This is a genomic window from Streptomyces changanensis (assembly GCF_024600715.1).
GTDB lineage: Bacteria > Actinomycetota > Actinomycetes > Streptomycetales > Streptomycetaceae > Streptomyces > Streptomyces changanensis.
The window spans coordinates 6,659,824-6,684,910 of record NZ_CP102332.1 but is presented as its reverse complement, the minus strand read 5'-3'; the positions used below and the strand labels follow the sequence as shown (position 1 = coordinate 6,684,910).

Genomic DNA, 25,087 nt, shown 5'->3' with positions numbered 1-25,087 from the left:
GGCGGCGACGCCCCCTAGCGCGCCACGCGGTAGCGGAGGTGGACGACTCCCGAGCCGAAGGTGCGGGTGTCGACGAGTTCGAGATCCACCCGGCGCTCGCGTCGGGGAAAGAACGGAGTGCCACCGCCGACCAGCACCGGGTGGACCACGGCCCGGTACTCGTCGATCAGCCCCGACGCGGCCGCCTCGGCGGCGAGAGTCGCGCCGCCGATCGCGATGTCGCCCTCGCCGGGCTCCGCGCGCAACCGCTCGATCTCCTCCGCCAGGTCGCCGGAGGCCAGGCGGGCATTGCCCTGCACCTCCGCCAGCGTGGTGGAGAACACCACCTTCGGGAGCGGCTTCCAGAGCGCGGCCCACTCGAGCATGGAGTCGTCGAGCGACGGGTCCTGGTCGGCGGTCTCCCAGTACAGCATCGTCTCGTACAGCCTTCGTCCCAGCAGGTGGACGCCGACCTCTCGGATCTCGTCGATCCAGAAGCGGAAGACCTCCTCGTCGGGCGCCGTCCAGTCGAACCCGCCGTCCGGCCCGACGATGTAGCCGTCAAGTGAGACGCCCATCGAATAGGTCACGCTGCGCATCGGAAGCCCTCCTCGGGAACGGGGTTCGACCCTACGGCCGCCGGACGCCGCCGACTCGTCGCGGCTCGCGGGATCCCTGAACCGAGGCGGTTCCCCCTGGGTCCGGCCGCCCCGACGCGCTCCGGCGGCGCGCTGGTGCGTCCGGCAGGTCGTGGTCGCCGCGCACCGTCCACCCGGTGCGACCGCGTGGGTGCGTGCGCGTCCGCAGCTCGGTGAGCGGCCCAGCCCGCACTCCAGGTGCTGCGGCGGGACGGTGCCCCGGCGCCGGGCAGCCGCCCGCCGCCGGGTGGTACCGCGGTGTCGGCCGGCCTGGCGGGCCGCCGCCGCGTCGCGGCTCCGTGCCGTCGAGGCGGCCCGCGCGGCGGACGCGGCCGCACGCGCCGATGCCCCCGCCGCGTCCCAGGCCGCCCGCCGGCCGGAGCCGCCGATTCCGTCCTCTGCCCGGGGCGGCGCAGCCGGGGCGGCCGCCGGTCGGACCGCCGCGGCCCGCGAGGCGGCTGGGGAGGCCCGGTCCGGCACGGCTCGGTCACCCGGCCGGTCGGGCACTGCCGAGGATGGGACCCTCAGCGTGGCGCGGCGAACACCGGCGGGTTCAGGCGGGCGAATCCTTCCTGCCGTTCGTAGGGGTAGTACGGGTACGGCGCCGTCCGATGGCTCGCCGCCTCGAGTTTCGCCAGGTGTTCGGGGGCGAGGGACCAGCCGACGGCACCGAGGTTCTGGCGCAGCTGCTGCTCGTTGCGGGCGCCGATGATGACCGAGGACACGGTCGGCCGCTGGAGCAGCCAGTTGATGGCGATCTGCGGCACGGCCTTGCCCGTCTCCTCTGCGACCTCTTCCAGCGCGTCGACCACGTCGTAGAGGTGTCCGTCGGCGACGGGCGGGCCGTAGTCGGCGGTGCGGTGCAGTCGGCTGCCGGGTGGGAGCGGTACGCCACGGCGGATCTTCCCGGTGAGGCGGCCCCAGCCGAGGGGGCTCCACACGATCGCGCCCAGGCCCTGGTCGCGGGCGAGCGGCATGAGTTCCCACTCGTAGTCGCGGCCGATGAGCGAGTAGTACACCTGGTGGGACACATAGCGGGGACGGCCGTGCTTCTCCGCGGCCGCGAGGGACTTCATCACCTGCCAGCCGGAGAAGTTGGAGACGCCGACGTAGCGCACCTTTCCCGCCTGTACGAGGGAGTCGAGGGTGGCCAGCACCTCTTCGACGGGTGTTCCGGCGTCGAAGGCGTGGAGCTGGAACAGGTCGAGGTAGTCGGTGCCCAGCCTGCGCAGGGCGTCCTCGCAGGCGGTGATGAGGCGGCTGCGGGAGGAGCCCGCGTCGCGCGGCCCGTCCCCCATGGGCAGGCCAGTCTTGGTCGAGAGGATCACCTGCTCCCGTCGGCCCTTGACCGCCTTCCCGAGAACCTCCTCGGAAGCACCGGCGGAGTAGACGTCGGCGGTGTCGAACATGGTGATTCCGGCGTCCAGGCAGATGTCCACCAGACGGCGTGCCTCCTGCGAGTCGGTCGTTCCCCACTCGCTGAAGAGGGGGCCTCGCCCGCCGAAGGTTCCGGCTCCGAAGCTCAGCGCCGGCACCATGAGCCCGGATGCGCCCAACCGCCTGTATTCCATGGGGACCTCTTCCACCGAGGGACAAGTTAACGGGTCTACAGTTTCTTTAACTGCCGCCAAGGTAGCAGCATCCGCCGACTAATGGAACTGGAGTGCCGTTATGCCTGAAGAAGCCGAGCCGGGCCGCGTACGACCCGGAGGCCGCACGGCCCGCGTACGGGAAGCGGTGCTGCGGGCGGCGGAAGACGCCCTGACCGAACTGGGCTTCAGCGGTCTGGACTTGGCCGACGTCGCCCGCCGTGCCGGCGTGGGCAAGACGACCGTCTACCGCCGCTGGGGAACGGCGGCGGGACTCGTGGCGGACCTCCTGTCCGACATGGCCGAGCAGTCCGCGCCACGCACCGAGACCGGCTCGCTGCTCGGTGACCTCAAGGCCAACGCCCGGCTGGTGCAGCGGACCTTGACGGACGCGCGGCAGGGACCGCTGTTCACGGCACTGATCGCTGCCGCCACCAGCGACGCGAGGACGGCCGCGGCTCTGCACCACTTCTACGACATCCGCGTCAGGGAGTGGGCCCCGTGCGTCCGGCAGGCCGTCGACCGGGGCGAGGTACCGGAGGGGACCGATGCCCACGAGGTGGTCCGCGCCGTCTCCGCCCCCCTCTACTACCGGCTGCTGATCAGCGGTGGCCGACTCGACGAAGCCGCTGCGGACCATGCCGCCGAAGCCACCGCGGCCGCGGCACGCGCCGGCGCGTACGTTCGGGACGGAACGGAGCCCGCGTAGCCCGCGAGGCGCGTCCCGGAGGGTCGGGCGGCCTGCGCGGATCGAGGGCGGCCCTGAGGTGGGGGCCGAGATCTCCGCGGCGGGGGAGGCGCGCCTCCGGGGTCGGCCGCGGCGCCGAAGGACCACGGCTGCGCGGTGGGGAGCCTCGGCCACCGAGACCCGGCCGCCGGCGGGGGCCTGCGCGAGGCCACCGACCGCGCCGCGGGGGCGGGGGCGACCGGCCCGGGCCGGGGGCGTCGACAACCCGACCCCCGCGCATGCGCCCCTCGGCCGGGTGAAGGCGAGGCCGGCCGACCCGGCGACGGGCCCGCGCGCCTTGTCGCCACTGCCCGGCAGGCCACCACCCCCACCCCGACCGACGGCGCCAGACGGTGGCGGGATGGAGCCACCGGCCTTCCCGCACCCGTCCGTCAGTCGGACGGCGGCCCGGCTTCGCCACGAGCACCGTCGGCCAGTCCGCGGACCTCGCTGGTGACCCTCTCCCACGCGGACGCGGGAACCTCGTGGCCGACCCCGGGCAGGAGGACCAGGCGCGCGCCGGGGATCCGGGAGGCGATGGCCTTACCGGCCGCGGGCTTGATGAGGGGGTCGTCCTCCCCGTGGAGGACGAGGGTGGGCCGCGATATGGCACTGATCTTCCCGCCGTGCCACTGGGCGCCGATCTGACGGCTCTGCGCCTGCCGGTCGTGTACGCCGCCGTCGACGTTGCGCACGGCGTTCTCCCGGGCCGCCGTCTCGTCGAAGGGTCGGTTCGGCGAGTTGAGGAGACGGGAGACGGCGACGGCGGCCGCGATGCTCCCTTCGGGGGTGTCGGGGAACCTCAGACCGGTGAACTTCGCCAGGGTCCCCAGTCGGATGTACCGCACGGCCCGCAGGCCCGAGGTGTCCCCGGGGACGGCGGCCATGGTCGTGAGCGTCCGAACGCGCTCCGGGTGCCGCAGCGCGACGCGCTGGGCGACGGCACCACCGAGGGAGACCCCCAGCAGATGTGCCGACGACCACCCCAGGGCGTCCATGACCGCGGCGGTGTCGTCCGCCATGTCCTCGGCGGTGTACGCCTCCCCGCGCCGGGCGAAGAGCGCGGAGACGGGGTTGCGGGCGACGGTTGACGGGAGGCGCGTCGACTCGCCGCCGTCGCGCTGGTCGTACCGGGCGACCGCGAAACCGCGTGCCGCCAGCATCCGGCACAGACCGTCGGGGAACCAGCGGCGGTTCGCGCCGAGCCCCATGACGAGCAGGAGCGGATCACCGTCGTCCGGCTCGGTCCACCGGTCGTACGCGAGCTGGACCGTGCCGTTCTCGGCCCAGCGGACCGGGCTCCACGGGCCGATCGATGACGAGGACATGGGGACCTCCCGTAACTGCGATCAGTGTTCGCAATTTAGTGTAGGGGAGGCACCACGAGGACGACCAGGACCGGTGCGAGACAGCCGCGGTACCGATGGGAGAGGTGGACGACGTGGCCGAGGAACGCGTGACCGTCTGGGAGCGCCCCGAACGCGGCACCCGCGGCCCCACGGCCGTGCACAGCCGTGCGGAACTGACCGCCGTCGCCGTCGAGTTGGCGGACAAAAGCGGCCTGGCGGCGGCGTCCATGCGTCGCGTGGCGACGGCGCTGGGCACGGGCCAGGCGTCCCTGTACCGCTACGTCTCCAGCCGCGAGGACCTCCTCGACCTCATGACGGACGCGGTGGTGGGCGAGGTCGACCTGGACGTCCCGCTGGGCGGCGGGCCCGTCGAGGACCTGCTCGCCCTCGCGTCACGCACCAAGGCGGTCCACCTGCGGCACCCCTGGCTGGTCGACGTCCCGCCGGAACCACTCCGACTGGGCCCGCGGGGGGTGGAGTACCTGGAGTACGCGCTGAAGGCGATGGCACCCACGCCCTTGCCGGGCCCGGCCAAGATGGAGGTCGTCGCCCTGATGAACGCCCTCGTCGCCCAGTTCGCCCGCTCGGAGATCCTGTCGAGCCGCGGACAGGCGAGCCGTCAGACGGCGCAGGCCGCCTTTCTGCGGCAGGCGGCCGGCCGAGGGAAGCACCCGCACCTCGCGGCGGCCATGGCCGATCACGCAGAGGCGGACGAGGCAGCCGAGCCGCAGGCCGTGTTCGAGCGGACGATGCGCCGGGTGCTCACCGGGCTCGTCGCCGGCTGAGGCGCCCGGTCACGCGTACGCGACGGCGCTCCGGACTTCCCCGTCGGACGGCTGCGGTTCGGGCCTGTCCGCCGTTGCGCCGACGGAGGCTCACGCCTTCCGGACGCCCGCCCGGCACGCCGGGTCGCCGTCAGCGGCTCCGGCCTGCGGCGGTCGCGGCGACCGTCATGCCCGCCCGCGCCCCCGGCCGGACGCCGGGGCGAGCGGGGTGAGCGGCCGGCTCCGCGGGGCCCGAGGGCCGCTGGGCCGGGCCTGTGCCCGAGCCCCGGTCTTCCGGAGGTTCGGACCATCTCGGCGAGACGGTGGCGGTGGCGGTGGCGCGAGCAGGACCCGTGCGCGGGGTGGGGCGCTGTCGGCCGGGGTGGCCGTGGTGGCCCTCGTGCCAGGGTGCGGCGGGGCGGAGGCCGGGGGCGCGGTCGTAAGACCCCACCGACGAGCCGGGCACACCCGCGGACGGCTGATCAGAGCACCGGCGGTCCCGCCTCGATGCGGCGCAGTACGGGAGGCAGGCGGTCCAGGTCGGGGCCGGTCTGGACCTGCCGCTCGTCCCACCAGGTGGCGCCGGCGTCGTGCAGCGGACCGATCACGTCCCTCGCCCTGGCCGCGTCCGGGGGCGTGGCACCGCCGAGCACGAACTCGAAGGGGCGCTCGTCCCCTGCCGTACGGTGCCGGCGCACATGGCCGACCAGATCCCGTACCTCGGCCACATCCGGTACGTGGCCGTGCCGGGCCGTCTCGAAGAGCGGGACCGCCCCGTCCCACCGCGCTGCCCGCCGCATGGGCGCGCGACGCGGCCAGAACCCGCCGATCCACACCGGCGGACGGGGCCGTTGCACGGTGGCAGGCAACAGCGTCACGTCCCGGACCTCGTAGTGCCGGCCGTGGTGGTTCACCGGCTCCCCGGACCAGAAACGGCTCAACAACTCCAGTCCCTCGTCCAGCCGCTCGGCCAGGACGCGTGGCTCGGCGGCGTCCCCGAAGCTGTGGTACTCGTCCTCGATCGGACCGCCCAGGCCGGCGGCGAAGACCACCCGGCCGCCGCTGAGGTGGTCCAGGGTGGCCACCTGGCGGGCGAGTTGCTGCGGTCGGTAGCGGGGGACCGGCGTCAGGAGGGTGCCCAGTCGGATCCGGGAGGTCGCCAGCGCGGCGGCGGTCAACAGCATCCAGGGGTCCGCGAAGGGGCGTCCCTGGTGTTGCCGGTGCAGTACGTGGTCCCAGACGAAGAGGCCGTCCCAGCCGGCCTGTTCGGCGGCGGCCGCCGCGGTCGCGACGTTACGGGGGTCGGCGAAGTCACCGAAGTTGGGGATGTTGACGGAGAAGCGCATCCCAGCAGGATGCGCAGCCGGCCGCGCAGGGACAATCGGATTCCCGGCCAGGTGGCTCCACGGCAGGCCGCCGCCCGGGAGCCGGGGACAGGGCAGGGTGCCGCGACCGACCGCCGTTCATCCGGGGCGGAGCCGGGGCCCGAGCCGCCCGGGAGCCGTCCGGTCGCTCACGGGGACGCCAGCGCGTGTCCGTGGGTGCCACCCGCGGGCCCGGAGCCCGCGGGTGGCGGTGGGTCAGCCCACCCGGCCGGCGGCGTCGCGGTGCCGGGCCACCGCCCGGCGCAGTGCGGCGTCCACGGCGGGCAGGACCTCGGCGATGTCCGTGTACTCCACGTATTCCACCGTTGCCACGGTGTGCAGCCCCTGGACCAGGAAGGTGTACTCCCGGCCCTTCTCCAGCAGCAGCACGATCGGCTTGTCGAACGCGCTGGCCCACCCGACCTCGATGTGGGTGCCCGGCGACGCCGGGTGGCCCGGCATCGCCACGAACACGTCCGCCTTGCGGATCTCGTCCTGGTCGATCCGCGTACAGACCTCCGGGCGCATCAACTCCGCGCCCCACGCCTCCCTGCGGTGGGCGTTGTGCACGGCGAGTCCCTGTGCCTCGAAGTGGTCGATGAGCACGGTGAAGGGCGCCTGCGCGTCCGAGGGCATCCGGCCGGTGAGCGGGTCCAGGAGCTGGATGAACGGTCCGGCCAGGAACAACGAGTCCACCCCGACCAGGTCCGGCGGTTCCGCCGCGGCGGACGGTGGAGTCGGGACCGGGAGGGAAGCGGCTGTGCTCGGAAGGGGGGTCGTGGTCGGTTCGGCGGTCATCGCGGGCCTCCGGGGCGTCGTCGGCTGTCTGGGGCGGTCGGTTGCGGGAGGATCCGGTTCAGCTCTTCACGAAGCACTGGATGTAGGCGTCGCCACTGGTTCCGTGGGTGTACTCCGTCGTGTCGTAGGCCGTGTACGGGTGCCGCACGACCCGGATCTCCCGGAAGTGCGGCAGGTACTGCCACCGCAGCTCGGGCTTCGTGCTGAAGAAGGGGATGAACACCCCGCCGGGCCGCAGGACCCGGACCACCTCGGGCATGGTCCGCCGCCACAGCGCCTCGTCCTTCCAGACCTCCATGTCCAGCGCCGGGTCGAAGAAGATGCCGTCGACGCTCTGCGAGGGCAGCTCGAAGATGCGCTGGAAGAAGTCGCCGCGCTCGATGCTCAGCGTGTCGGGCAGCTCCGGGTGGCGTTCCCGGAACAGCTCCTCCACCTCGTCGAACAGCTCCAGGACGCGGTGGCTTCGGGTGGCGGGGTTGGTGGCGATGCGGAGGGCCGACAACCCGAGGCCGAGACCGACCTCGTAGAAGTCCCGGCCGTACTCGCACAGCATGTCGGCGCCGGCCCACATCAGGTCGCGCTCCCAGGCCTGCATCGCCTGTTCGCCGCCGATGCTCAGCGTCACCTCGCCGTCCTGCTCGACGAGCTCGATGGCGGGCTTCGTCCCGGGGCCGGCGCCGGCCTCGGGCTTCGTGGCGTTCTCCATGACAGCACTCCTTCGCGTGGCGCGGTGGTGTGTGGACAAGGGGAGACGGGCCGGGCGGGGCGCGGATCACGCCCCGGCCGGTACGACGCCGAAGTGGCGCCGGGCCGTGGAGACGGCGAGGTCCTGCACGGCGAAGACGGTGAAGTAGTAGGCCTGCGGTGCCGTCTCGGGCCGGAAGGCGACCCGGAACGTCACGTCCTGGGGCTGCTCCCCCTTCGCCCGTACCTTCACCGTGGCGGGTTCCACCGTGGTGTCCTCGCGCAGATAGGTGGGCACGAACAGGCCCAGTCGCACGGGACCCGTGCGGGGCGCGGTGAGTTCGGCGCGTACGACCAGTTCACCGCCCTGTGCGGCCTCGTCGTCCGCGTGGGCGAGCAGGACGGGGGCGCCGGGCACCCGGAAGGTGACGTCACCGCACCGCATGCAGACCACGCAGAGCGTGTCGAGGATCTGCGGGAGCAGTCCGCGCCGGGTGAACTCCTGGGCGGGGCGCCCGCAGTGGCAGGTCACTTCGCGCACCTGCGGGTCGAGCCGACTGCGGTCGCCGAAGTGCGCGGGATAGTTCATGATCTCGTTCTCGGGATCGGCCGCCACCTGCTCGGCGATCGCGTGGTCGAGCGACTGGAGGTCCGCGGTCAGCGAGCCGTGGATCTCCTCGGCGGACTGGTCGGCGAGGTGGGTGGGGCGGGCCACCCACAGGTCGACCTTGCGGGCCAGCTTGGTGAGCCGGGGGCGCAGCGGGTGGCGCCCGGTGAGCAGCTCGGAGCCGAGCAGGGCGTTGAGCCGCTCCCCCACCGTGAGCAGCAGGGGGTCGGGCCGGTGGTCGGAGGGGACCGGGCCGGGCAGCGGCCGTGCCGGTGCGGCCGGGAGGCCGAAGCGCATGAACGCCGGGTACGGGTGCGAGCCGGCGAGGCTCGCGTTGAGGACGTCCACGGTGTCGGCGCCGTCGAGCGCGGCCCGCATCCAGGCGGTGTTCTCGGGCCGGTCGGAGTCGTGGACGGAGACCGCGGACGCCACGAGCCGGGCGGGGCCGTCCAGGGCGTTGAGCAGCAGCTGGTACTTGGGGTCGTACAGCGCGAGGTCGGCGAGCGGACCGCTGTTGCAGGCGCTGAGCACCACCTCCACCGCGCCCACCCGGTTCAGCGGGACCAGCTTGTCCTCCGGCTTGTAGCAGGGCAGGCCGTAGGAGCAACGCGGTCCGAGGAGGCCGGGCCGGGCCGGGGCCGCCTGGCTGAGACCGCAGATGGTGTACTCGCCCAGGTTGAGGCTGTCGTCCTTGCCGTGGCCCTGGAAGACGACGCGCCGCCAGGGGGTGTCGAGGATCTCGCCCTGGATGTCGGCGGCCGGCCGGTCGAAGTCGCGGTCGTCGAAGACCCGGACACCGGGCCGCCGGGGGGGCCGGTCGGTGTCGGTGAACAGCCCGACGGCGTCGACCTCCGGGGCGGCGGTGGCGTACTGCTTGGCGACGTTCCAGGCGACGGAGTCGCCGTCCCGCCCGCTGAGCAGGGTCAGGGCGTGCTCGGGGCCCCGGTAGGTGGACAGCAGCAGGTCGCGCACGGCGTCCAGGGTGAGCCGGTCGTACGCCCCGAGCAGCAGCACGGTGCCGGGGTGCCGGTCGCGGAAGGTCCGCGGATCGCCCATGTCGTCCTCGGTGAGCCAGGTACGGGCGAGCGGGCGCGCCAGTTCGAGGGTGCCGTCCGGGAGGTCCTTCGCGCCCAGGACGACACCGGTGTCGAGCGGGCGGGGCAGCGCGCTGCCCGCGTACAGCCGGGCGGCCAGGGCCATGCTCTCCGCCAGATCGGGCCGCCCTTCGACGGGTACGGGTACGGGCGTGCGGTCGGGCGCCCGCAGGAACGCCTCGACCGCGCCGGGCAGTTCCGCGTGGGCGACCGGGCGGAACGGTCCGGTGCCCGGCGGGGACAGGGAGCGCCCGTGCTGCCGTTGGTCGTTGGTGGCTGCGTTCATGAGGGGGTTACCTCGGGTTCCTGGGGGTCATCGGTGGGACGGGGGCCACTCGTCAGGGGCCGTGTGCGGGGGATGGTGGACCGGGGCTGCCGGGGCGGGCTCGACGTGTGGGAACCGGCCGGCGCCTGCCCGGGTGGGGCGCCGCTCCCCCGTCGCGGCGGGGAGCCGCTCCCCCGGGGCGGCGGGTGGTGTTCCGGCCCGGCCCGGGTGACACGGGCCGGGGGGCCGGCGGGCCCGATCCGCAGGGGTGGGGGCCCGTGTGCGGTGTTCCGACGGGGCGGGGGTCATGTGGTGTGCTCCGCCGTCTCGATGGCCTTCGTGCCCAGCAGCGTCCGGCAGGCGAAGGCCAGCGCCGCGCCGGCCAGCGCGGTCGCCAGGGCGACCGCGAACACCCCGCGCGGGCCGAGCGGTTCCATCAGCAGTCCGCCCACCTGCTGGCCCAGCGCGTCGCCCACGACGGTGGCCAGCGAGGCCCAGGTGAACGCCTCCGCCAGGAGCCGGCCGTCGGCGACCTGGCTGACCAGGGTCATCTCCCCCGCCGACACGAGCGCGATGGGCAGCCCGCCGACGGCCAGGGCGAGACCGAGGGTGAGGGGCGACGTGGCCAGCAGGGGCAGCCCGACGCCCAGCGCGAAGGCCAGCACCAACCACGGGAAGCGGCGGTGCACCGCCACCTCCGACGTCGACCGGCCCAGCAGCAGGGCCCCCAGGGCGCTGCCCACCCCCCAGCAGGCGTACACCACCCCGGTCCCCCCGGTCGATCCGTGCCGGTCGACGAAGGCCGGGATCGCGAGCGTCAGCAGCCCGACGGGTACGGCGCAGGTCGCCATGACGGCGGTCAGGACCGCCATCGCCGGTGTCCGCATCGGGCCCAGCCACGGGCGTCGGGTGCCGTGGGTGTCCGTCGGCTTCCTCTCCGGGACGCCGGACGGGAGGGGTGTCAGGGCCAGGCCCACGGCCCCGGCGCCGCCCATCGCGGCAACGGTGACGACGGCCGTCCCCGCCGACCCGGCGAGCATCAGCCCGGCGAGCATCAGCGGTGCCCCGATCACCAGTACTTCGGTGAGCAACGCCTCCCACAGGTAGGCGGTCTCCCGCTCCTCGTCCCGCAGCGGCAGCCGGGCCCACAGCGACCGCATCACCGCGTTGGCCGGCGGCAGGGCGATCCCGGCCGCGACGGCCGCGACGGGCTGCGCCCAGTCGCCGGGGCGGGTCGCCCACACCAGCAGCGCGAGCGCGGCGGGGTAGGCCACACCGGTGACGAGCAGCACCGCGCGCCGTCCCATGCGGTCCACCCGCCGCGCGACGAGCGGGCTGCCCACCGCCATCCCCAGGGTGTAGAGCGCGGCGACGAAGCCCGCCTGGGCGTAGCTGCCGCCCTGCTCACGGACCACGAGCACCATCGCCAGCGACATCAGGTAGACGGGCAGCCGGGACACCACGCTCCACCAGGCGGCCCCCGCCACGTGCGGGCGCGTCAGCAGGACGAGGAACTGGCGGGGCACACCGCTGGCCACGTGTTCGATCTCCTTCCGCGGCCATCGCCCCTCGGGCGCCGGCCGTTCGGCGTCCGGCCGCGGGCGCGGCCGTGTGGTCTTCGTTCTTGCGCTGTCGTCCCCCTGCGCCCGGCCTGGGGGGCCGTCGTCGTCGCGCCCGGGGTCTTCGGGGCCCGGATCTCGGGCCGGTGCGTTCGGGTCAGGGTCAGGGGGGCGCCGCCCCGGGTCGCGCGGCGTCCGGCTCCGGCACCGGATCGACCTCGATGCTGAAGGCCCGGAGTACTTCCCGCATGCGCTGTTCCACCTCGCTGACGGACGCTCCGGCGACGTGGACGTGTCCGGAGGCGTTGTGCGAGGCGCGGCGGCCGGTGACCGTCGCGCCGGCCTCGACCTTGAGAACGGCGTCGAGGACTCCGGGGATGCGCTTCAGCTCCTCGGCACCGGTCACGTGCCGGACCACGCCCGAGCGGGGAAGCGGCAGCAGCAGGTCGCCCACGCAGCGGCGGTGCCGGTAGCGCAGGTCGGGGCGGCGGCCGAGGTAGACGTCCAGGGTGGCGCCGAAGACGTCGAAGCCGTACGCGAGACCGTGGTTGGCGGTGATCTCACAGCCGGCCAGCCGGATCCCGATCTCGCCCATGCGGACCGTGTCGCCGTCCACGAAGAACTCGAGGTGGGCGTAGCCGTGGTCGATGCCCATGCCGCTCACGATGCGCTGGACCAGGTCCCGCACGTCGACGGGCGGCCCCTCCCCGTTCCCGACGCTGATGTTGGCGTTCATGGCACCGTCCACGATGTCCAGTGGCCGGCAGGGCATGGCGCTCGGCCAGGCGTCGAGCACCTCCCCGGCGTGGATGAGGGCGCACGCCTCCCATTCGATGCCGGCGAGGAACTCCTCCACCATCCACTCCCGCGCCGCGAAGTCGACCGCGGCGAGGTCGTCCGGGCCGTCCAGCCGGTGCGTGTCGACGCACGCGAAGGAGTCGACGGGTTTGAGGACGAGGGGCCAGCCGTGGCGTCCGGCGAAACCCATGACGTGCGAGGGGGCGCGCACGCGGGCGTAGCGGGCGGTGTCCAGCCCCAGTTGCCGGAACTTGTCCTTCATCGCCGCCTTGTCCCGCACCCACCGCACCTGCCGCGGTGTCAGGTGGGGCAGTCCGACGAGGCCGGCGAACCGCTGGGCGACGGCCTGGCGGGGTTCGGAGGGGTTGCAGAAGCGGGTCGGGCGTATGGGCAGCGAGTCGGCCCAGACGCGGTACCGGTGCGCCTCCTCCTCGAGCGGCACTCCCTCTCTCACCCAGAAGGCCGGCAGGTGCGCCGTCTCGCGCAGGTACTCCCGCGACAGGTCGCGCCGCAGCCCGGTGAAGCGGAGCAGTACCAGCCGGCCGTCCAGGGCCCGGGCCGCGTGGCGGGTGAAGGAGGACGCCCGGTCGTCGGCCATCAGCAGCGCCGGCGGCCGGCCGGCCGGCCGGTCGGGGACGCCGCTCACACCACCTCCAGGACCTGGCACACGGTCTTGGCGGCGACGATCTGCTCCTGTTCCGGCAGTTCGGGCGAGAGCGGTACGCACAGGGTGCGGTCCAGCAGATCGCGGGTGCGCGCGAACCCGTCGCGGCTCACGGCGAGCGGCCGGTCGGGCGCGTGGCTCCAGGGGAACCCGTCCGCGTACAGCGACCTGCGGGCCTTCAGCACGGGGTGGTCGGGGAGCAGGTACTTGTCGAGGGTCCAGTTGGCGATGCCCCGGGCGGTGAGCGCGTCGACGGCCGCGTCCCGCAGCTCCCGGCTCTCCCAGCGGAAGCGCAGGCTGACCTTCGCGTCACCGGCGGCCCGCGGCAGGACCCGCAGGTCCGGGCGGTCGGGCAGCAGCTCCATGGCGATGGCGTACATGCGCTCCAGACCGGCCAGCACCTCGTCGAGGTGGCGGAACTGCTGGGACTGCACGGCGGCCACCTCCTCGCTGGTGACGAAGTTCTCCCCGTAGTGGGCGTCCGCGTCCCACGTGGGGTAGCGACCGGGAACGCGCGCCGAACCGTGGTCGTGGTACGAACGCATCCTGGCCCATGCCTCGCGGTCACTGGTGACGATCAAGCCACCCTCACCCGACGTGAGCACCTTGTTGTGGTGGAAGCTGTACGTGCCCGCGTAGCCGGCCGTTCCGGCGTGCCGTCCGTCGGGCAGCCGCGCGCCGAGCGACTGGGCGCAGTCCTCGATCACGTACGGAACGTCCCGGGGGACGCGGGCCACGGTGCCCTCCATGTGGGCCACCACCACCCGCCGGGCGTCGGGGGGCAGCAGCGTGGGGTCCATGGAGAGGGACTCGTCCGCGTCGACGAGGACCGGGATCAGTCCGCAGGAGAGGACGGCGCCCGCCACGGCGACGAAGGTGACGGCGGGGACGTACACGACGTCCCCGATGGAGGGGCGGGTGGAGATCAGGCACAGGCGCAGTGCCTCGGTGCAGTTGTGCACCGCGAGGGCGTGGGCCGCGCCGAGGCGGTCGGCCACCGTCCGCTCCAGCCGGGAGGCCATGCTCTCGGACTCCGTCTGGTAGCGGAACAGCACCTTCTGCTCGACGACCTCGCGCAGTTCGCTCATGTCGGACCAGGCGAGGTAGTTGGCCCCGTAGGGCAGGAAGCGCTGACCGAGCCGTTTGTCGAGGGTCATCGCAGATCGCTCTCCCGGATCGGGTGCACCGAGCTGTCGACGACCATCTCCTGGCCGCGGTGGTTGCGCAGCAGCAGGCCGTCCGGTGTCTCGCTGTAGGAGGGCCTGGCGATGGGGATCTTGCCGATCCTGGTCGTCAGGACGTACTGCGGCACACCGAAGCCGGTGATGTGGCCCTGCAGTCCCTCCATGATCTCCCAGCCCTTCTCCACGGACGTCATGAAGTGGGAGACACCCGTGACGTTGTCGCAGTGGTAGAGGTAGTAGGGCCGCACCCGGACGCGCAGCAGTTCGGTCATGAGCCTGCGCATGGTCGCCACGTCGTCGTTGATGCCGCGCAGCAGGACCGTCTGGTTCCCCACCGGGATCCCGTGCCGCAGCAGGCGGTCCACCGCGGCGGCCGACTCCTCGGTGATCTCCTTGGGGTGGTTGAAGTGGGTGTTCAGCCAGACCGGGTGGTAGCGGGCGAGCATCTCGCACAGTCCGTCGGTGATCCGCTGCGGCAGCAGCACCGGGAAGCGGCTGCCGATGCGGATGATCTCGACGCTGGGGATGGCCCGCAACGCGGAGACGATCTCCTCCAGTTTGCCGTCCTGGTACGAGAGGGGGTCCCCGCCCGTCAGCAGGACGTCCCTGATCTCCGGGTGCTCCGCGATGTAGCGCAGGTCCTCGTCGTACGAACCGCCCTCGTCGTCACGGAAGTACGTGCCGTCGACGTCGGTCGTGTGGAACTTGCGGGTGCAGTGTCGGCAGTAGACCGGGCACGCCTCGGTGACCAGCATGATCACCCGGTCCGGGTACTTGTGCACCACGCGGTTGGTCTTGCGGTAGAACATGTCGCCGACCGGGTCGACCTCGGCGCCGGAGAACTCGGCGAGTTCCCCCATCGCGGGCACGGCCTGGCGCCGGACGGGGCACTCGGGGTCGTCGGGGTCCATCAGGGACGCGTAGTACGGCGTGATGCTCCAGCGGTACTTCCCCGCCGCCTTGACGATGGCCTCCTCCTCGTCGGGGCTGAGCCGGATCCACTGCCGGGCCTTCTCCGCGTTGGTGACACGCTTGCGCATGTGCCAGCGCCAGTCGCGCCACTGCTCGTCGGGGACGACGGGGCGGAAGGGCAGCGGACCTGCGTCCGGATCCGTGGCGGCGTCGGTCTCACCGGGGGTACGGGACATGGCGACTCCAGTGTCGACAGGGTGGGGCGGGGGTCGGGAAGCGCGGATCGCGCTCGCGCACGGGCAGGGGGACCGTTGGGGCTCGACGGGCGGGCTCCACGGCGTCGTCACGGGGTGGCGCGACGAGGTGCACGGCCGGGCCAATCCCGGCGGGGCGTCACGACGGCGGCGTCACGCGGGGCGTCACAGCGGGGCGAAGGAGAGCTGTCGCAGGGTGCGGGCGACGCGCTGGGCGCCGCGCAGGTCGTCCGGTGCGGCGGCGAGTTCCCGCCAGGGGTCGGCGGCCGGGTCCCGGGGCGCCGCCCACAGTTCCGGGTCGGCCGGGTCGTTGGCTTCCGGCAGGGACACCGCGCCGCGTGTCCGCTCGGCCAGGTCCCGCTGGACCGCGCCCAGCGGGGGCAGCAGGGTCAGGGGGGCGCGGCGCGCCTGGGCCAGGGTCAGCGCGGCCAGCGTGGGAGAGGCCAGGCACACGTCGGCGCGGGCGTGCAGCGCGTCCACGTCCGCCTCCGCTGCACGGTGGACGGTGATGCTCCCGGAGGTGCCGGCCGCCGCCGCGTCGGGGCCCAGGGCGGAGCGGACCAACGCTCCCGCGGTGTCGTGGACGATGTCGCAGTGGCCGGTGCGGCGTGCCGCCTCCCGGGCCAGGGCCACCATCGGGCCGTCCACGAAGGCCGCCGCCTCGGCCTCCGGCACGCCCCACAGCGACAGCAGCAGCAGCGTGCCCGCCCGGGTCCGGCCGCGGCTGAGACGGGTGGGGGCCAGCGTCCCCGTCGTGCGGACGTCGCGACCCGTCGGGCGTGGGCCGGGGAGCCACCCCGGCAGGTGCACCCGGTGCAGGGCACCGGCCGGCGCCTCGTCGGCCGGCGCCGCGCCGGGCTCGTGCCCGGAGCGCAGGTGCACCACGGGCACGCCGAGTGCGAGCAGCCGGCCGGTCGCGTCCCGGTCGTCACAGACGAGGGCCACGTCCGGCCGGGGTCCGTCGGGCTCGTGACCGGCGCGGGCGCCAGGTCCGGGGGCGCGGGTGAGACACAGATCACCGGTGTGGGCGGCGATCCGGCGCCCGGCCAGCAGGGAGTCGAGTGCGTCGTCCCGCGCCACCACCAGCAGGCGGTGGCGCGTCGCGGCCGGGACCTTCGGCGGGGTGGTGCTCATCGGTGCCTCCCTCCGTCTGCCTGTCGGGTCATCGGGTCGTCCGGGTGCCGGTCCCCCGGGCGTAGGGCGCCGGGCGGCCGGGCGCGGGGGTGGCGGGGCGCCGACGATCCGGCGGGTGGTCCCGCGTGGATGCTCGGGCCGGCGCAGGCCCGCCGGTTCAGTACTGCCAAGGGGTCGCCGTCCCGAGCCTGGCGACGTCGTCGCTGTAGCCTGCGGCGGTCGTGGAGCAGCCGGCGCACAGGTCCGGGCCGCGGTCGCGGAAGAAGTCGGCGTGCGCCCGGAACACCGGGGTGTCGAGACTGATCGCCCCGTTCTCGCGCAGCGGAGCACCTCCGACGTCACCGTCGGCCTCACGGTGCGGCAGGCAACTGCACGCGTACATCCGCTCGTTCCTGCCGTCGACGTAGATCACGTCGTCGACGACGTGGCACAGCGGTCGGGAGGCGCGTGGCGTCTGCGACTCGGTGAAGTACCGCTCCTGCTCCTCCGGCGTGTCGCCGTAGAAGCGCTTGCCCAGGGGCACGAGCCAGGTCTCGGGGTCGGCGTCGTACACCGGGTCGCACACCGCGCGGACCTCGTCCGGGTCGGGGTAGCGGATGGAACGGTCGAGCTTCAGTGCGGACAGTTCCCACTGCTTGACCCCGGCCTCGGTCAGCACGCGCTGGAGCTCCGGCATCTGGTCGTAGTTGTGCGGGCCCACCACGGTGTTGACACGGGGCAGCACACCGAGAGCCGCGGCCTCGCGCAACCCGCGCAGTCCGCTGTCGAACATCCCGGGGGAACGGCGGTAGACGTCGTGGGTGACGCCGGAGGACCCGTCGAGGCTGACGATGACCTGGGCGAGACCCGCCTCGGCGAGGGTACGGGCCATCTTCGGCAGCATGCTGCCGTTGGTGATCAGGGACATCCGCATCCCGGCCGCCGTTCCGGCGCGCACCAGTTCCACGACATCCGGGTGCATCAGCGGTTCCCCGCCGGTGAAGCGCACGTACCCCACCCCCGCGTCGCGCGCCTTGGGCAGCAGGTCGGTGAAGTCCTCCAGGGAGAACCGGAAGGTGTCGCGGGAGAGGGCGAACTCGCACATGAAACAGTCGGCGTTGCAGGCTTCCAGGATCCTGATGAAGAGATACCGCTGACGCTCGCGCATGGTACGGAACCTTCCGGGGGCGGCTCGGAGCTGCTGTGGTCTGTACGAGGGCGGTGCCCAGGGGCGGGGACCCGACGGTTCGCGCGGTGCAGCTGGGGACGCGGACCGGGTGGGAGGGTGACGGGGCCCCGGCTTCGACCGTGCGGTGGAGCGGTGGTGCCGACGCTCCACGGGTCGGACGGCCTGCGTGGTGCCGGACCGCGGCTCAGCTCACCGGCCGTGCCACCGGTCCCGGGCGAAGCGCCGCCGTGGCGGCGGCCGGTCCCCGGGGCGCGGTCGTCCGGCCCACCAGCGACAGCACGGCGTCGGCGACCTGGGCGGCGCCGCCGGTGCCGACCTGCGAGGCGAGCCCGCCCCAGCCCTGGTGCGTGCCGGCTGTGCGGAGGGCGCCCCGTATCGCGTCACGCAGCCGGCGGCGGGCCGCGTCCGCGCCGGGGCCCGTGGCCGTCTCCGCGATGCTCCCGTAGATCAGTGTCAGCGCGTGGTCCTCCCCTTCGGCCCGCAGGGCGAGCGCGTCGTCCTCGGCGAAGACGTCCTCGGGCCACCGGGTGCGGACGTCGGCCCCCACGGCCCGGCTGTGGAACCGGCCGTTGAACACCTGGCTGAGGTTCTGCGGCGGCAGGCACACGGTGGGCACGCCCATGCCGTCCGCCTCCAGCAGGGTGGTCAGGCCCGGAGAGGTGAGCAGGACGTCGGTCTCGGCGAGCCGGTCGAGGAACGCGCGGTGGGACAGCGGCCCGGCCGTCGTGCGGGGTGTGCCGGGCCGGCCGCCGGCGAGCCGGGCGCCCAGGTCGGAGGGTACGTTCCCCGCGATGTGCACCTCGCCGACCCCCTCGGCGGCCAGTGCCTCGACGGCCGCGGGCACCACGAGGCGCGGGTAATGCGACCAGTCGGCGAGCCTGGGGGCGCGCAGCCCGCCGAGGTTGATCAGGGCCTTGCGGTACGGGACGGCAGGAGGGCCCGCCGGTTCCCTCCGCGCCTCCGCCGGCGCGGCGGGCCTCTCCCCCGGGCCACGCGTCGCCGGCTCCGGCCCGGTCCGGCGCGGACGGCCCGACGGGGTGGCGACGATCGCGTCGACCCAGCGCAACGCCCGTACGGAGTCGAGCACGTCCCGGCACTCCGGCGGCAGTTCGACACAGCGCTGCGCGCAGTACACCGAGACGTCCAGGGGCAGGTCGCGACGGTCGCCGTCGGTCCAGAGGAACGGCAGGCTGTCCACGAACACCGTGGGCACCCCGGTCGCCTCCAACGCCATGGCCAGTGGCCCGTCGAGTACCACGAGCGCCGCTGCCACACGTTCGCTCCGGACGATTCGTCGCACGGTGTCGAAGGTGTCCCCGCCCGACTCCGGCAGGTCGTACCAGGTCTCCACGGGGTGCGCGGCGAGCAGCGGCCGGCCCAGGCCGGATCCGATGCCGACCAGCCGCAGGGGCCCGTCCGATCCCCGCTCGGCCAGCGCGGACAGGACGGCGCTCAGCTTCCCACTGCTGCCCCAGCCGAACTCCGCCCCGGCCAGGGCGATGGTCGTGGGCTCGGCCGCCCCCCGGAGGATCGCGCGGTCCGGGTCTCCGGCCGGCGACAGCAGATCAGCTACAGGATCCATCGGTCTTCCTCGACCTCCTTGAGAGCCGGATGAGCTGAATCGGGCGCTCCGGCATCCGGTGTAACGGTCACCTGCTTCGCGTGGTCGGGCAAGGAGGTGGTCATGACTTCGAGCCAGTCCTACGGACCGGCGGAGACGGCGGGGATCGGCGGGGATCCACGGTGCGTAGTGGACGCTCCCGCCCCATCGGAATACCCGGGGAAGCAGGGGAAGGAGGGAGTCGACGAACGCCTGCGGACGACCCGCGGAACGGGATCGATGGCCGGTATATGCCAGTGGCCAGCCACAGCAGGTCGTCCGAAACTCAACGACCTCCGCCGAATCCTGGCCGCCAAGCTGGCGCGAAGTGGTCAAAAAGGCGTGTGCCGGCTCCGTCCAGGGCAGCGGCAGCGGCGGCCGCGCGGACCGGTGCCGGCCCCCTCGGCACCGCCCGGACGCGGACCGACCGCGCGGTACGGCCGGGTCGGGCGCCGGCATCCGAGGTGGGCGGCACGCGCGGCGGAGGCAGGCAGCCACCGGGGGCACCCGCACCGGTCACTCCGCGGGTCGCAGCCCGGCACGCCGGCCGGTGGGACGGTGGGCGGGTGGGCCGGTGGGCGGGTGGGCCGGTGGGCCCGTGGGCCCGTGGGGAGGGAACGCCGGAGCCCCGGACGGCGGGGGCGCCGGCCGGGGCTCCGGTGTGGTGGTGGGTCAGTGGAACTGGGTGTAGGTGTTCCAGCCCGTGCCGAGGTTCGCGCGGGTGGCGAAGGGGTTGGCGGTGCCGGTGTGCGTGGCGGCGTAGCGGTACAGGGTGCCGCTCGGCGTGACCGCCAGCAGGTCGGCGCGGCCGTCACCGGTGAGGTCGCCCGCGCCGGCCAGGGCGTTGTAGGCGTTCCACCCGGAGCCGAGGCCGGTGCGGCCGGCGAAGCCGTAGCTCCGGCCGTCGCCGCGGTACAGGCACAGCGTGCCGCCCGAGCTGCGGGCGAGGAGGTCGCCCTTGCCGTCGCCCGTGAGCTCGCCGGGGCCGGTCAGGGCGTTGAACGCGTCCCAGCCGCCACCCAGCGAAGACGGGCCGTTGCCGTACTCGTAGGTGTACAGGTGGTCCAGGTAGACCTCGAGGGGGTCAGCGTGGCCGCTGACGTCCAGGGAGCCGGGGAAGTGGGCACGGGCGCCGGCCCAGCCGCCGACCTCGCCGATCTGGTCGCGGGCGGTGAGCGTTGCCGTTGTTGCGGGCGCCCGGCGGTGCGGGCTCAGGGCCCGCCCGGCGGGCCCGCTTCGGTGGTGCGTCCAGCTGCCCACGTGTATTCCATCTGGGTGGCGGTGCGACGGGCCAGCCGTTCGCCGAAGAGCCGGCTCACGATGTGCAGGCTGGCGTCGATGCCCGCGCTGATCCCGGCGGAGGTGACGATGTCGCCGTCGTCCAGCCATCGGACGTCGGTGCGCACCTGGATGTTCGGCCAGCGCCGGGCCAGTTCGTCCTGGTCTTCCCAGTGGGTCGCGGCCGGGCGGCCGTCCAGGGCTCCGGTGGAGGCCAGTAGGAAGGCCCCGGTGCAGACGCTGAACGTCAGCACGGAGGTCTTTCGGCGCCGGGCCAACCAGTCGATGACGTCCGCGTCCGCCTCGACCGCCGCGGTGACGCCGCCGGGGATCACCAGCACGTCGAAGGGGGGATCCTCGTCGAGGGTGTGATCCGCCGCGACCTTCAGCCCTCCGCGGCAGCGGACCGGGTGATCGGTCGCCGCGATCGTCAGCACGCGCAGGAGGGGTTCGTCGTCGGCGGTGCGGGCCAGCCGGCCGGCGGTGCTGAAGACCTCGAAGGGACCTCCCAGGTCGAGGACCTCGACCTCGTCGAAGACGAGCATCCCGAAAGTCAGCGGGACAGTGGTGTCTGTGGTGTTTGTGAGGTCTGGGTTCACTGGCTTCACCGGGTTCATGCGACAAGGGTCGGGCTTGACGGGCACCGCTCGACAGTGTCGGAAACGGCATGCACCGCTAGCATTCCGTCATGCGCCGTCACCGGATCGCCTGTCTGGCCTTCGATGGGATGCCCCCGTTCGAACTTGCCACAGTCGCGGAGGTTTTTGCGGTTGCCCGGCCGGAGCTGGACGTGGACTGGTGGTACCGGTTCGAGGTGTGCGCCGAGGCGCCCGGGCCCCACCGGGTCGTGGGCGGCTTCGACATCGTGGTGCACCACGGGCTGGACCGGCTCCGGCACGCCGACACCGTCATCGTCCCGGGGGTCGCGGACGTGCGCCGTCAGGTCTCCCCCGCCGTCCTGGACGCGCTGCGGGACGCGCACGCGCGAGGAGCGCGAGTGGTGTCCATCTGCAGCGGCGCGTTCGCTCTGGCCGCCGCCGGCCTGCTGGACGACAAGGAAGCGACCACGCACTGGCGGTATGCCCGTCTGCTGCAGGAACGCCATCCGGAGGTGACGGTCGACGCGTCGGTCCTCTACGTCGACCACGGATCCGTCATCACCGGCGCCGGCACTGCCGCCGGCATCGACGTCTGCCTGCACCTCATTCGCACCGACCACGGCGCCGACATCGCCACGCGCGTGGCCCGCCGCATGGTCGTGGCCTCGCACCGCGAAGGCGGCCAGGCCCAGTTCGCGGAGCATCCGGTGGACAAGGCACCGTCCGACGATCCGATCAGCAACGCCCTGCGGTACGCGCTGGACCACCTGCACCGGCGCCTCACCGTCGACGAACTGGCCGGCATCGCACACCTGTCCGTACGACAGTTCGAGCGTCGCTGCGTCGACACGGTCGGTCTGCCGCCAGGACGCTGGCTCACCCACCAACGGATCCGCACCGGCGCGACACTGCTGGAAACCGCGGACCATCCGATCGACACAGTGGCCGGCCTCGTGGGCCTGACCGTCGCAGGCTTCCGCCACCACTTCCGGGAGATCATGGGCGTCAGCCCCTCGGCCTACCGGCGCCAGTTCCCCGGCTGACCGGCCCCCCGAAGGCCGCGGCGACGCTCGCGGACACGACACCGTACGCGGGGGGAGCTGCCGGAGGCGGCGATGAGCAACCCCCGCCAGGGGAATCCGGGCGGCACCCGCGGCACGACCGTCCACGGGTCGTCCCCGCACCTGACGGCGCGACGCCCTCCCTCCGCACCGGGGGGACACCTGTGCGCCCACGATGAAGGTCGTGTCACCGGGGCCCTCCCAAATCCCGGTGTTCCTGGCGGACTTCGGGGAACCAGGGTGGTGTGCCGGTCCGACTACGGATCGGGTCTCAGGCTGATCGTCCCGAAGGAGTGGCAGATGACCACGCAGTACGGCAACCAGCCCACCGGACAGCAGCGCGCGGCGACCGGCAATGTGCTGAGCATCGTCGCGATCGTGCTCGGTGCGGTGGCTCTGATTTTCCTGCCGATCGTGTTCGGCGTGATCGGCCTGGTGCTGGCCATCATCGCCAAGGTCGTGAGGCACGAGCGACTCGCCACGGTCGCCCTCGTGGTCAGCGCCGTCGGACTGGTCGGCGGCATGATCCTCGGGGCCCTCGTCGTCAGCGCGTGAACGGAGCCCCGCACCGGGCCGCCTCGGCCGGTGCTCGGCCCCACCTGTGCGGTGGGCCGAGCACCGGCCGAGGCGGTTCCGCACGCGGCTCCCGACCCCGCGATGACAACCGACACAGCACGGCGGGCGGCGGGCGAACGGCCTGGCCGGTACGACGTCAACGTCGATCGTTCGCCGGCGCGGACGCGGCAGGCGCCGTCGCCCGCTTGGTCTCCGTCTGAGTCCTGTCTCGTCCCCGGGTCACCGCTGGAGGTCGGCGCAGCGTGCGCGTGGCCCGGGAACGACGGAGCCCCGCTCCGGAGCGGCCTCTTCCGCCGGTGCGTCCGTCCCGCGGGGGGCGATTCCCGGGCCCGAGTCCGGGTGCGGCCGGATGCCCGACCGAAGCGCCAGGGCGTCTTCGGTCACGCGCCATGACACCGCGGATCGAGCCCGGACGGCGGTCGGCGCCTAAGGTGCCTTCTTCACCCACGGCTTGACCCCGAGCTTTCCGGTGGTGCCGAGATCGAGGTTCGGGGTCACCGTGACGGGGTCGGCGCCGGCCTTCGCCCGGACGCGCACGTACGGCACGTTCACCGGCGCACCGGACTCGGTGGTGTTGCGCCACACCAGACTCGCGATCGCCGATTCGCCGGGGCCGAGCGTGACAGGCCGGGGCTGCCTGTCGGGCCCGGCACCGGTGGTGATCTCGCCGCTGCCCTGGAGGATCCTGACGCCGTCGACGGGCTTGCGGTCCTCGCCCAGGAGTTCCAGCAGCGGGTATCCCTCGACGGTGTACGGGCGCGTACCGCAGTTGTCGAGGTGCAGGCCCACGACCCGCAGTCCCATCGCCGCGTCGCCCTCGTCGGCGCTGACGCGGATCCCGGAGGAGGGGCATGAGCCTGCCTCGGCCGGTGCCTCACCCGCGGGGACCTTGGTCACTTCGAGCACCTTGGCCTGCGTCACCCGTGGCGTGGTGGGCGGCAGCACCCCGGCCCGGACCGTGCCGCGCACGGTCTTCCCGGGGCCGACGTCGCGCACGGTGGCCGTCTGGTTGGCCATGGCTCCACCGTCACGGCTCATGAAGGTGAAGACGATCGAGTAGGTCAGGGTCTCGGTGCCGTCGTTGGTGACCTCGTAGGCGGCGGAGACTCCCGAGTCGGCGGCGAGACTGTCGGCGGAGACGGTGAAGTCATCGGGCGTCGAGGGGGACGGCGAGGGGGAAGCCGGGGCGAGGGTCAACGAGGTGATGCGTACGCCGTCCTTGCCCGGATCGTCGACCTGCACGGACGACGGCGGCACGGCCGTACTTCCGCCCGAGTGCCCTGCGTCAGCGCGCTCCGTCCCGCAGGCCGTGAGCAGGAGGGCGATCGCGGCGAGGGACACGGGCAGGGGCGCGGTCGCGGAGAGGCCCTTGCGGGAAGAGGTCAGTCTGCTCATCCGGTCATCCCATCAGGACGCCGACGTACCACGCGTGGTGGGGGTCACAGCGGGGGTCACAGGGGTGTCACAAGCGGGGTGGGTAGCGCGGCGCCGAGCGGCCCGGGCAGCCCGGCACGACCCTGGGCGCCGCGGGCGCCGTCAAGGCGTTCGCCTTACCCGAGCAGTGCTCCCCGACCGGGCCCAGCTCCGCCTCGACTTGCAGCCACGCGACGTCGACGAGCAGATGCGGGCGTGGGTCATACAGCGCCTGGAGCGCAGTGGAGGCGGGGGCCGAGATGCGGGAGCGGAGTGCCTGGGGCGGCTGTCGACCCAGGCACCTCCCGACGGATCACCCCTGTCGGCTACGGCCGTGTGCCGAATCGGTCGACACCATGCGACTCGGCGACGCGCCGGGCCGCTCGGCGTCTTTCGGAACACACTGCACGCCACTGCCGAGCCAGGGAAAAGCGAGCGCGGAACACCAGCCGTTTCCAGGTGTACGCCGGCCTCGGCGAGACCGGCGCCACACTATGCGCGCGCACGCTCAGAGCGGCAGGCCCAGCCCACCCAGGAGGGCTCCGAGCTGCGGCACGACGCCATACACAGTGCCGGCCACAATGCCGACCACGCTGTCGACCAGACCACCGACGATGGGAAGACCCATGCCCCTACCTCCAGGTTCATTACTGCTTGGACGATTCAGCGGCAGATTATGCGGGTCGGGAAGGGTAGAAAGTGGAAAACGACCCCGAATCGGATGTCTTTTCAGCATTTCCCCCGGACAGGTCAACACGCACCGCATCCGGCCACCCGCCCTCCGCCCTGCCGGCCCCGCGACCGCATCGGGTCGGTCGCTCCTGAGCCGTGCCGCCCTGCCGCCTGCCCTGCCCGGCAGCCATGGTGACCGGTGCTCCCGCCAGGGGGCCCGACGAGCGCCCCGCCGTCGGCCGACGGCGACGCACCGCCACCGGGCCCGTCGACCGACTCCCCCGGCACCGGCGGCGCCGCTGACGCGCGAGGGGGCGGGACCCCGCGCGGGAGGTCCCGCCCCGCCCTCACCGCCTC

General features: G+C 73.4%; 21 protein-coding genes. 4 read left to right on the top strand and 17 right to left on the bottom strand.

Translation table 11 applies throughout. The annotated features are described in order from the left end of the window. Positions 1 to 14: 14 nt before the first annotated feature. Both NRO40_RS29390 and NRO40_RS29385 read right to left on the bottom strand, forming a co-directional pair. Positions 15 to 578, bottom strand: a complete 564-nt coding sequence (locus NRO40_RS29390) for a dihydrofolate reductase family protein (protein ID WP_058940952.1) — start codon at positions 576 to 578, stop codon at positions 15 to 17. Positions 579 to 1,141: 563 nt separating this feature from the next. Next, positions 1,142 to 2,188: an aldo/keto reductase gene (locus NRO40_RS29385; protein WP_058940953.1), complete on the bottom strand. Its 1,047-nt coding sequence runs from the start codon at positions 2,186 to 2,188 to the stop codon at positions 1,142 to 1,144. Positions 2,189 to 2,288: 100 nt separating this feature from the next. On the opposite strand from NRO40_RS29385, the gene NRO40_RS29380 reads away from it, so the two are divergent. Beyond that, complete coding sequence (locus tag NRO40_RS29380) at positions 2,289 to 2,915, top strand: TetR/AcrR family transcriptional regulator (RefSeq protein WP_058940954.1); 627 nt, start codon at positions 2,289 to 2,291, stop codon at positions 2,913 to 2,915. A 410-nt stretch (positions 2,916 to 3,325) separates the two neighbouring features. On the opposite strand, the gene NRO40_RS29375 is transcribed toward NRO40_RS29380, so the two are convergent. Beyond that, positions 3,326 to 4,261 carry an alpha/beta fold hydrolase gene (locus NRO40_RS29375; protein ID WP_058940955.1) on the bottom strand — a complete coding sequence of 312 codons (936 nt, stop codon included), beginning with the start codon at positions 4,259 to 4,261 and terminating at the stop codon, positions 3,326 to 3,328. A 95-nt stretch (positions 4,262 to 4,356) separates the two neighbouring features. On the opposite strand from NRO40_RS29375, the gene NRO40_RS29370 reads away from it, so the two are divergent. Continuing rightward, the gene (locus NRO40_RS29370) at positions 4,357 to 5,067 is read left to right on the top strand and encodes a TetR/AcrR family transcriptional regulator (RefSeq protein ID WP_079046861.1); all 711 of its coding nucleotides are present in this window, start codon (positions 4,357 to 4,359) and stop codon (positions 5,065 to 5,067) included. Positions 5,068 to 5,528: 461 nt separating this feature from the next. On the opposite strand, the gene NRO40_RS29365 is transcribed toward NRO40_RS29370, so the two are convergent. The 13 genes from NRO40_RS29365 to NRO40_RS29305 all read right to left on the bottom strand — a co-directional run bounded on the left by NRO40_RS29365 (position 5,529) and on the right by NRO40_RS29305 (position 21,026). Further along, entirely contained in the window at positions 5,529 to 6,392 is an 864-nt protein-coding gene (locus NRO40_RS29365) for an LLM class flavin-dependent oxidoreductase (protein ID WP_058940956.1), read from the bottom strand. A gap of 234 nt (positions 6,393 to 6,626) precedes the next feature. Continuing rightward, positions 6,627 to 7,106, bottom strand: coding sequence for a nucleoside 2-deoxyribosyltransferase (locus tag NRO40_RS29360; RefSeq protein ID WP_157901797.1), 480 nt, complete (start codon positions 7,104 to 7,106; stop codon positions 6,627 to 6,629). Between the two features lie 160 nt (positions 7,107 to 7,266). Continuing rightward, entirely contained in the window at positions 7,267 to 7,914 is a 648-nt protein-coding gene (locus NRO40_RS29355; RefSeq protein WP_058940957.1) for a class I SAM-dependent methyltransferase, read from the bottom strand. Positions 7,915 to 7,980: 66 nt separating this feature from the next. After that, positions 7,981 to 9,879, bottom strand: coding sequence for a hypothetical protein (locus tag NRO40_RS29350; RefSeq protein ID WP_058940958.1), 1,899 nt, complete (start codon positions 9,877 to 9,879; stop codon positions 7,981 to 7,983). 284 nt (positions 9,880 to 10,163) lie between these two features. Next, a complete protein-coding gene (locus NRO40_RS29345; RefSeq protein WP_058940959.1) occupies positions 10,164 to 11,396 on the bottom strand; it encodes an MFS transporter in 1,233 nt (410 codons plus the stop codon). A gap of 184 nt (positions 11,397 to 11,580) precedes the next feature. Further along, positions 11,581 to 12,861, bottom strand: coding sequence for an ATP-grasp domain-containing protein (locus NRO40_RS29340; protein WP_232790977.1), 1,281 nt, complete (start codon positions 12,859 to 12,861; stop codon positions 11,581 to 11,583). Then, positions 12,858 to 14,036 carry a DegT/DnrJ/EryC1/StrS family aminotransferase gene (locus tag NRO40_RS29335; protein ID WP_058940960.1) on the bottom strand — a complete coding sequence of 393 codons (1,179 nt, stop codon included), beginning with the start codon at positions 14,034 to 14,036 and terminating at the stop codon, positions 12,858 to 12,860. The genes NRO40_RS29340 and NRO40_RS29335 overlap by 4 nt, the downstream gene beginning before the upstream one ends. Next, entirely contained in the window at positions 14,033 to 15,211 is a 1,179-nt protein-coding gene (blsG, locus tag NRO40_RS29330) for an arginine 2,3-aminomutase (RefSeq protein WP_058940961.1), read from the bottom strand. Before blsG ends, NRO40_RS29335 begins: the two co-directional genes overlap by 4 nt. 183 nt (positions 15,212 to 15,394) lie before the next feature. Beyond that, a complete protein-coding gene (gene blsF, locus NRO40_RS29325) occupies positions 15,395 to 16,363 on the bottom strand; it encodes a CGA synthase-related protein (RefSeq protein ID WP_232790978.1) in 969 nt (322 codons plus the stop codon). Between the two features lie 157 nt (positions 16,364 to 16,520). Then, complete coding sequence (blsE, locus tag NRO40_RS29320) at positions 16,521 to 17,510, bottom strand: cytosylglucuronate decarboxylase (protein ID WP_058940962.1); 990 nt, start codon at positions 17,508 to 17,510, stop codon at positions 16,521 to 16,523. Between the two features lie 205 nt (positions 17,511 to 17,715). Continuing rightward, complete coding sequence (locus tag NRO40_RS29315) at positions 17,716 to 19,113, bottom strand: hydroxymethylcytosylglucuronate/cytosylglucuronate synthase (protein ID WP_257375552.1); 1,398 nt, start codon at positions 19,111 to 19,113, stop codon at positions 17,716 to 17,718. A 690-nt stretch (positions 19,114 to 19,803) separates the two neighbouring features. Then, entirely contained in the window at positions 19,804 to 20,391 is a 588-nt protein-coding gene (locus NRO40_RS29310) for an FG-GAP repeat domain-containing protein (protein ID WP_058940964.1), read from the bottom strand. Further along, positions 20,343 to 21,026: a DJ-1/PfpI family protein gene (locus tag NRO40_RS29305; RefSeq protein WP_107115022.1), complete on the bottom strand. Its 684-nt coding sequence runs from the start codon at positions 21,024 to 21,026 to the stop codon at positions 20,343 to 20,345. The genes NRO40_RS29310 and NRO40_RS29305 overlap by 49 nt, the downstream gene beginning before the upstream one ends. Before the next feature lie 71 nt (positions 21,027 to 21,097). Between NRO40_RS29305 and NRO40_RS29300 the strand changes: the two genes are divergently transcribed. After that, positions 21,098 to 22,051 carry a DJ-1/PfpI family protein gene (locus NRO40_RS29300; protein ID WP_058940966.1) on the top strand — a complete coding sequence of 318 codons (954 nt, stop codon included), beginning with the start codon at positions 21,098 to 21,100 and terminating at the stop codon, positions 22,049 to 22,051. 318 nt (positions 22,052 to 22,369) lie between these two features. Beyond that, entirely contained in the window at positions 22,370 to 22,624 is a 255-nt protein-coding gene (locus tag NRO40_RS29295; protein WP_058941022.1) for a hypothetical protein, read from the top strand. A 447-nt stretch (positions 22,625 to 23,071) separates the two neighbouring features. On the opposite strand, the gene NRO40_RS29290 is transcribed toward NRO40_RS29295, so the two are convergent. Continuing rightward, positions 23,072 to 24,040 carry a DUF4232 domain-containing protein gene (locus tag NRO40_RS29290; RefSeq protein WP_058940967.1) on the bottom strand — a complete coding sequence of 323 codons (969 nt, stop codon included), beginning with the start codon at positions 24,038 to 24,040 and terminating at the stop codon, positions 23,072 to 23,074. Positions 24,041 to 25,087: the final 1,047 nt, after the last annotated feature.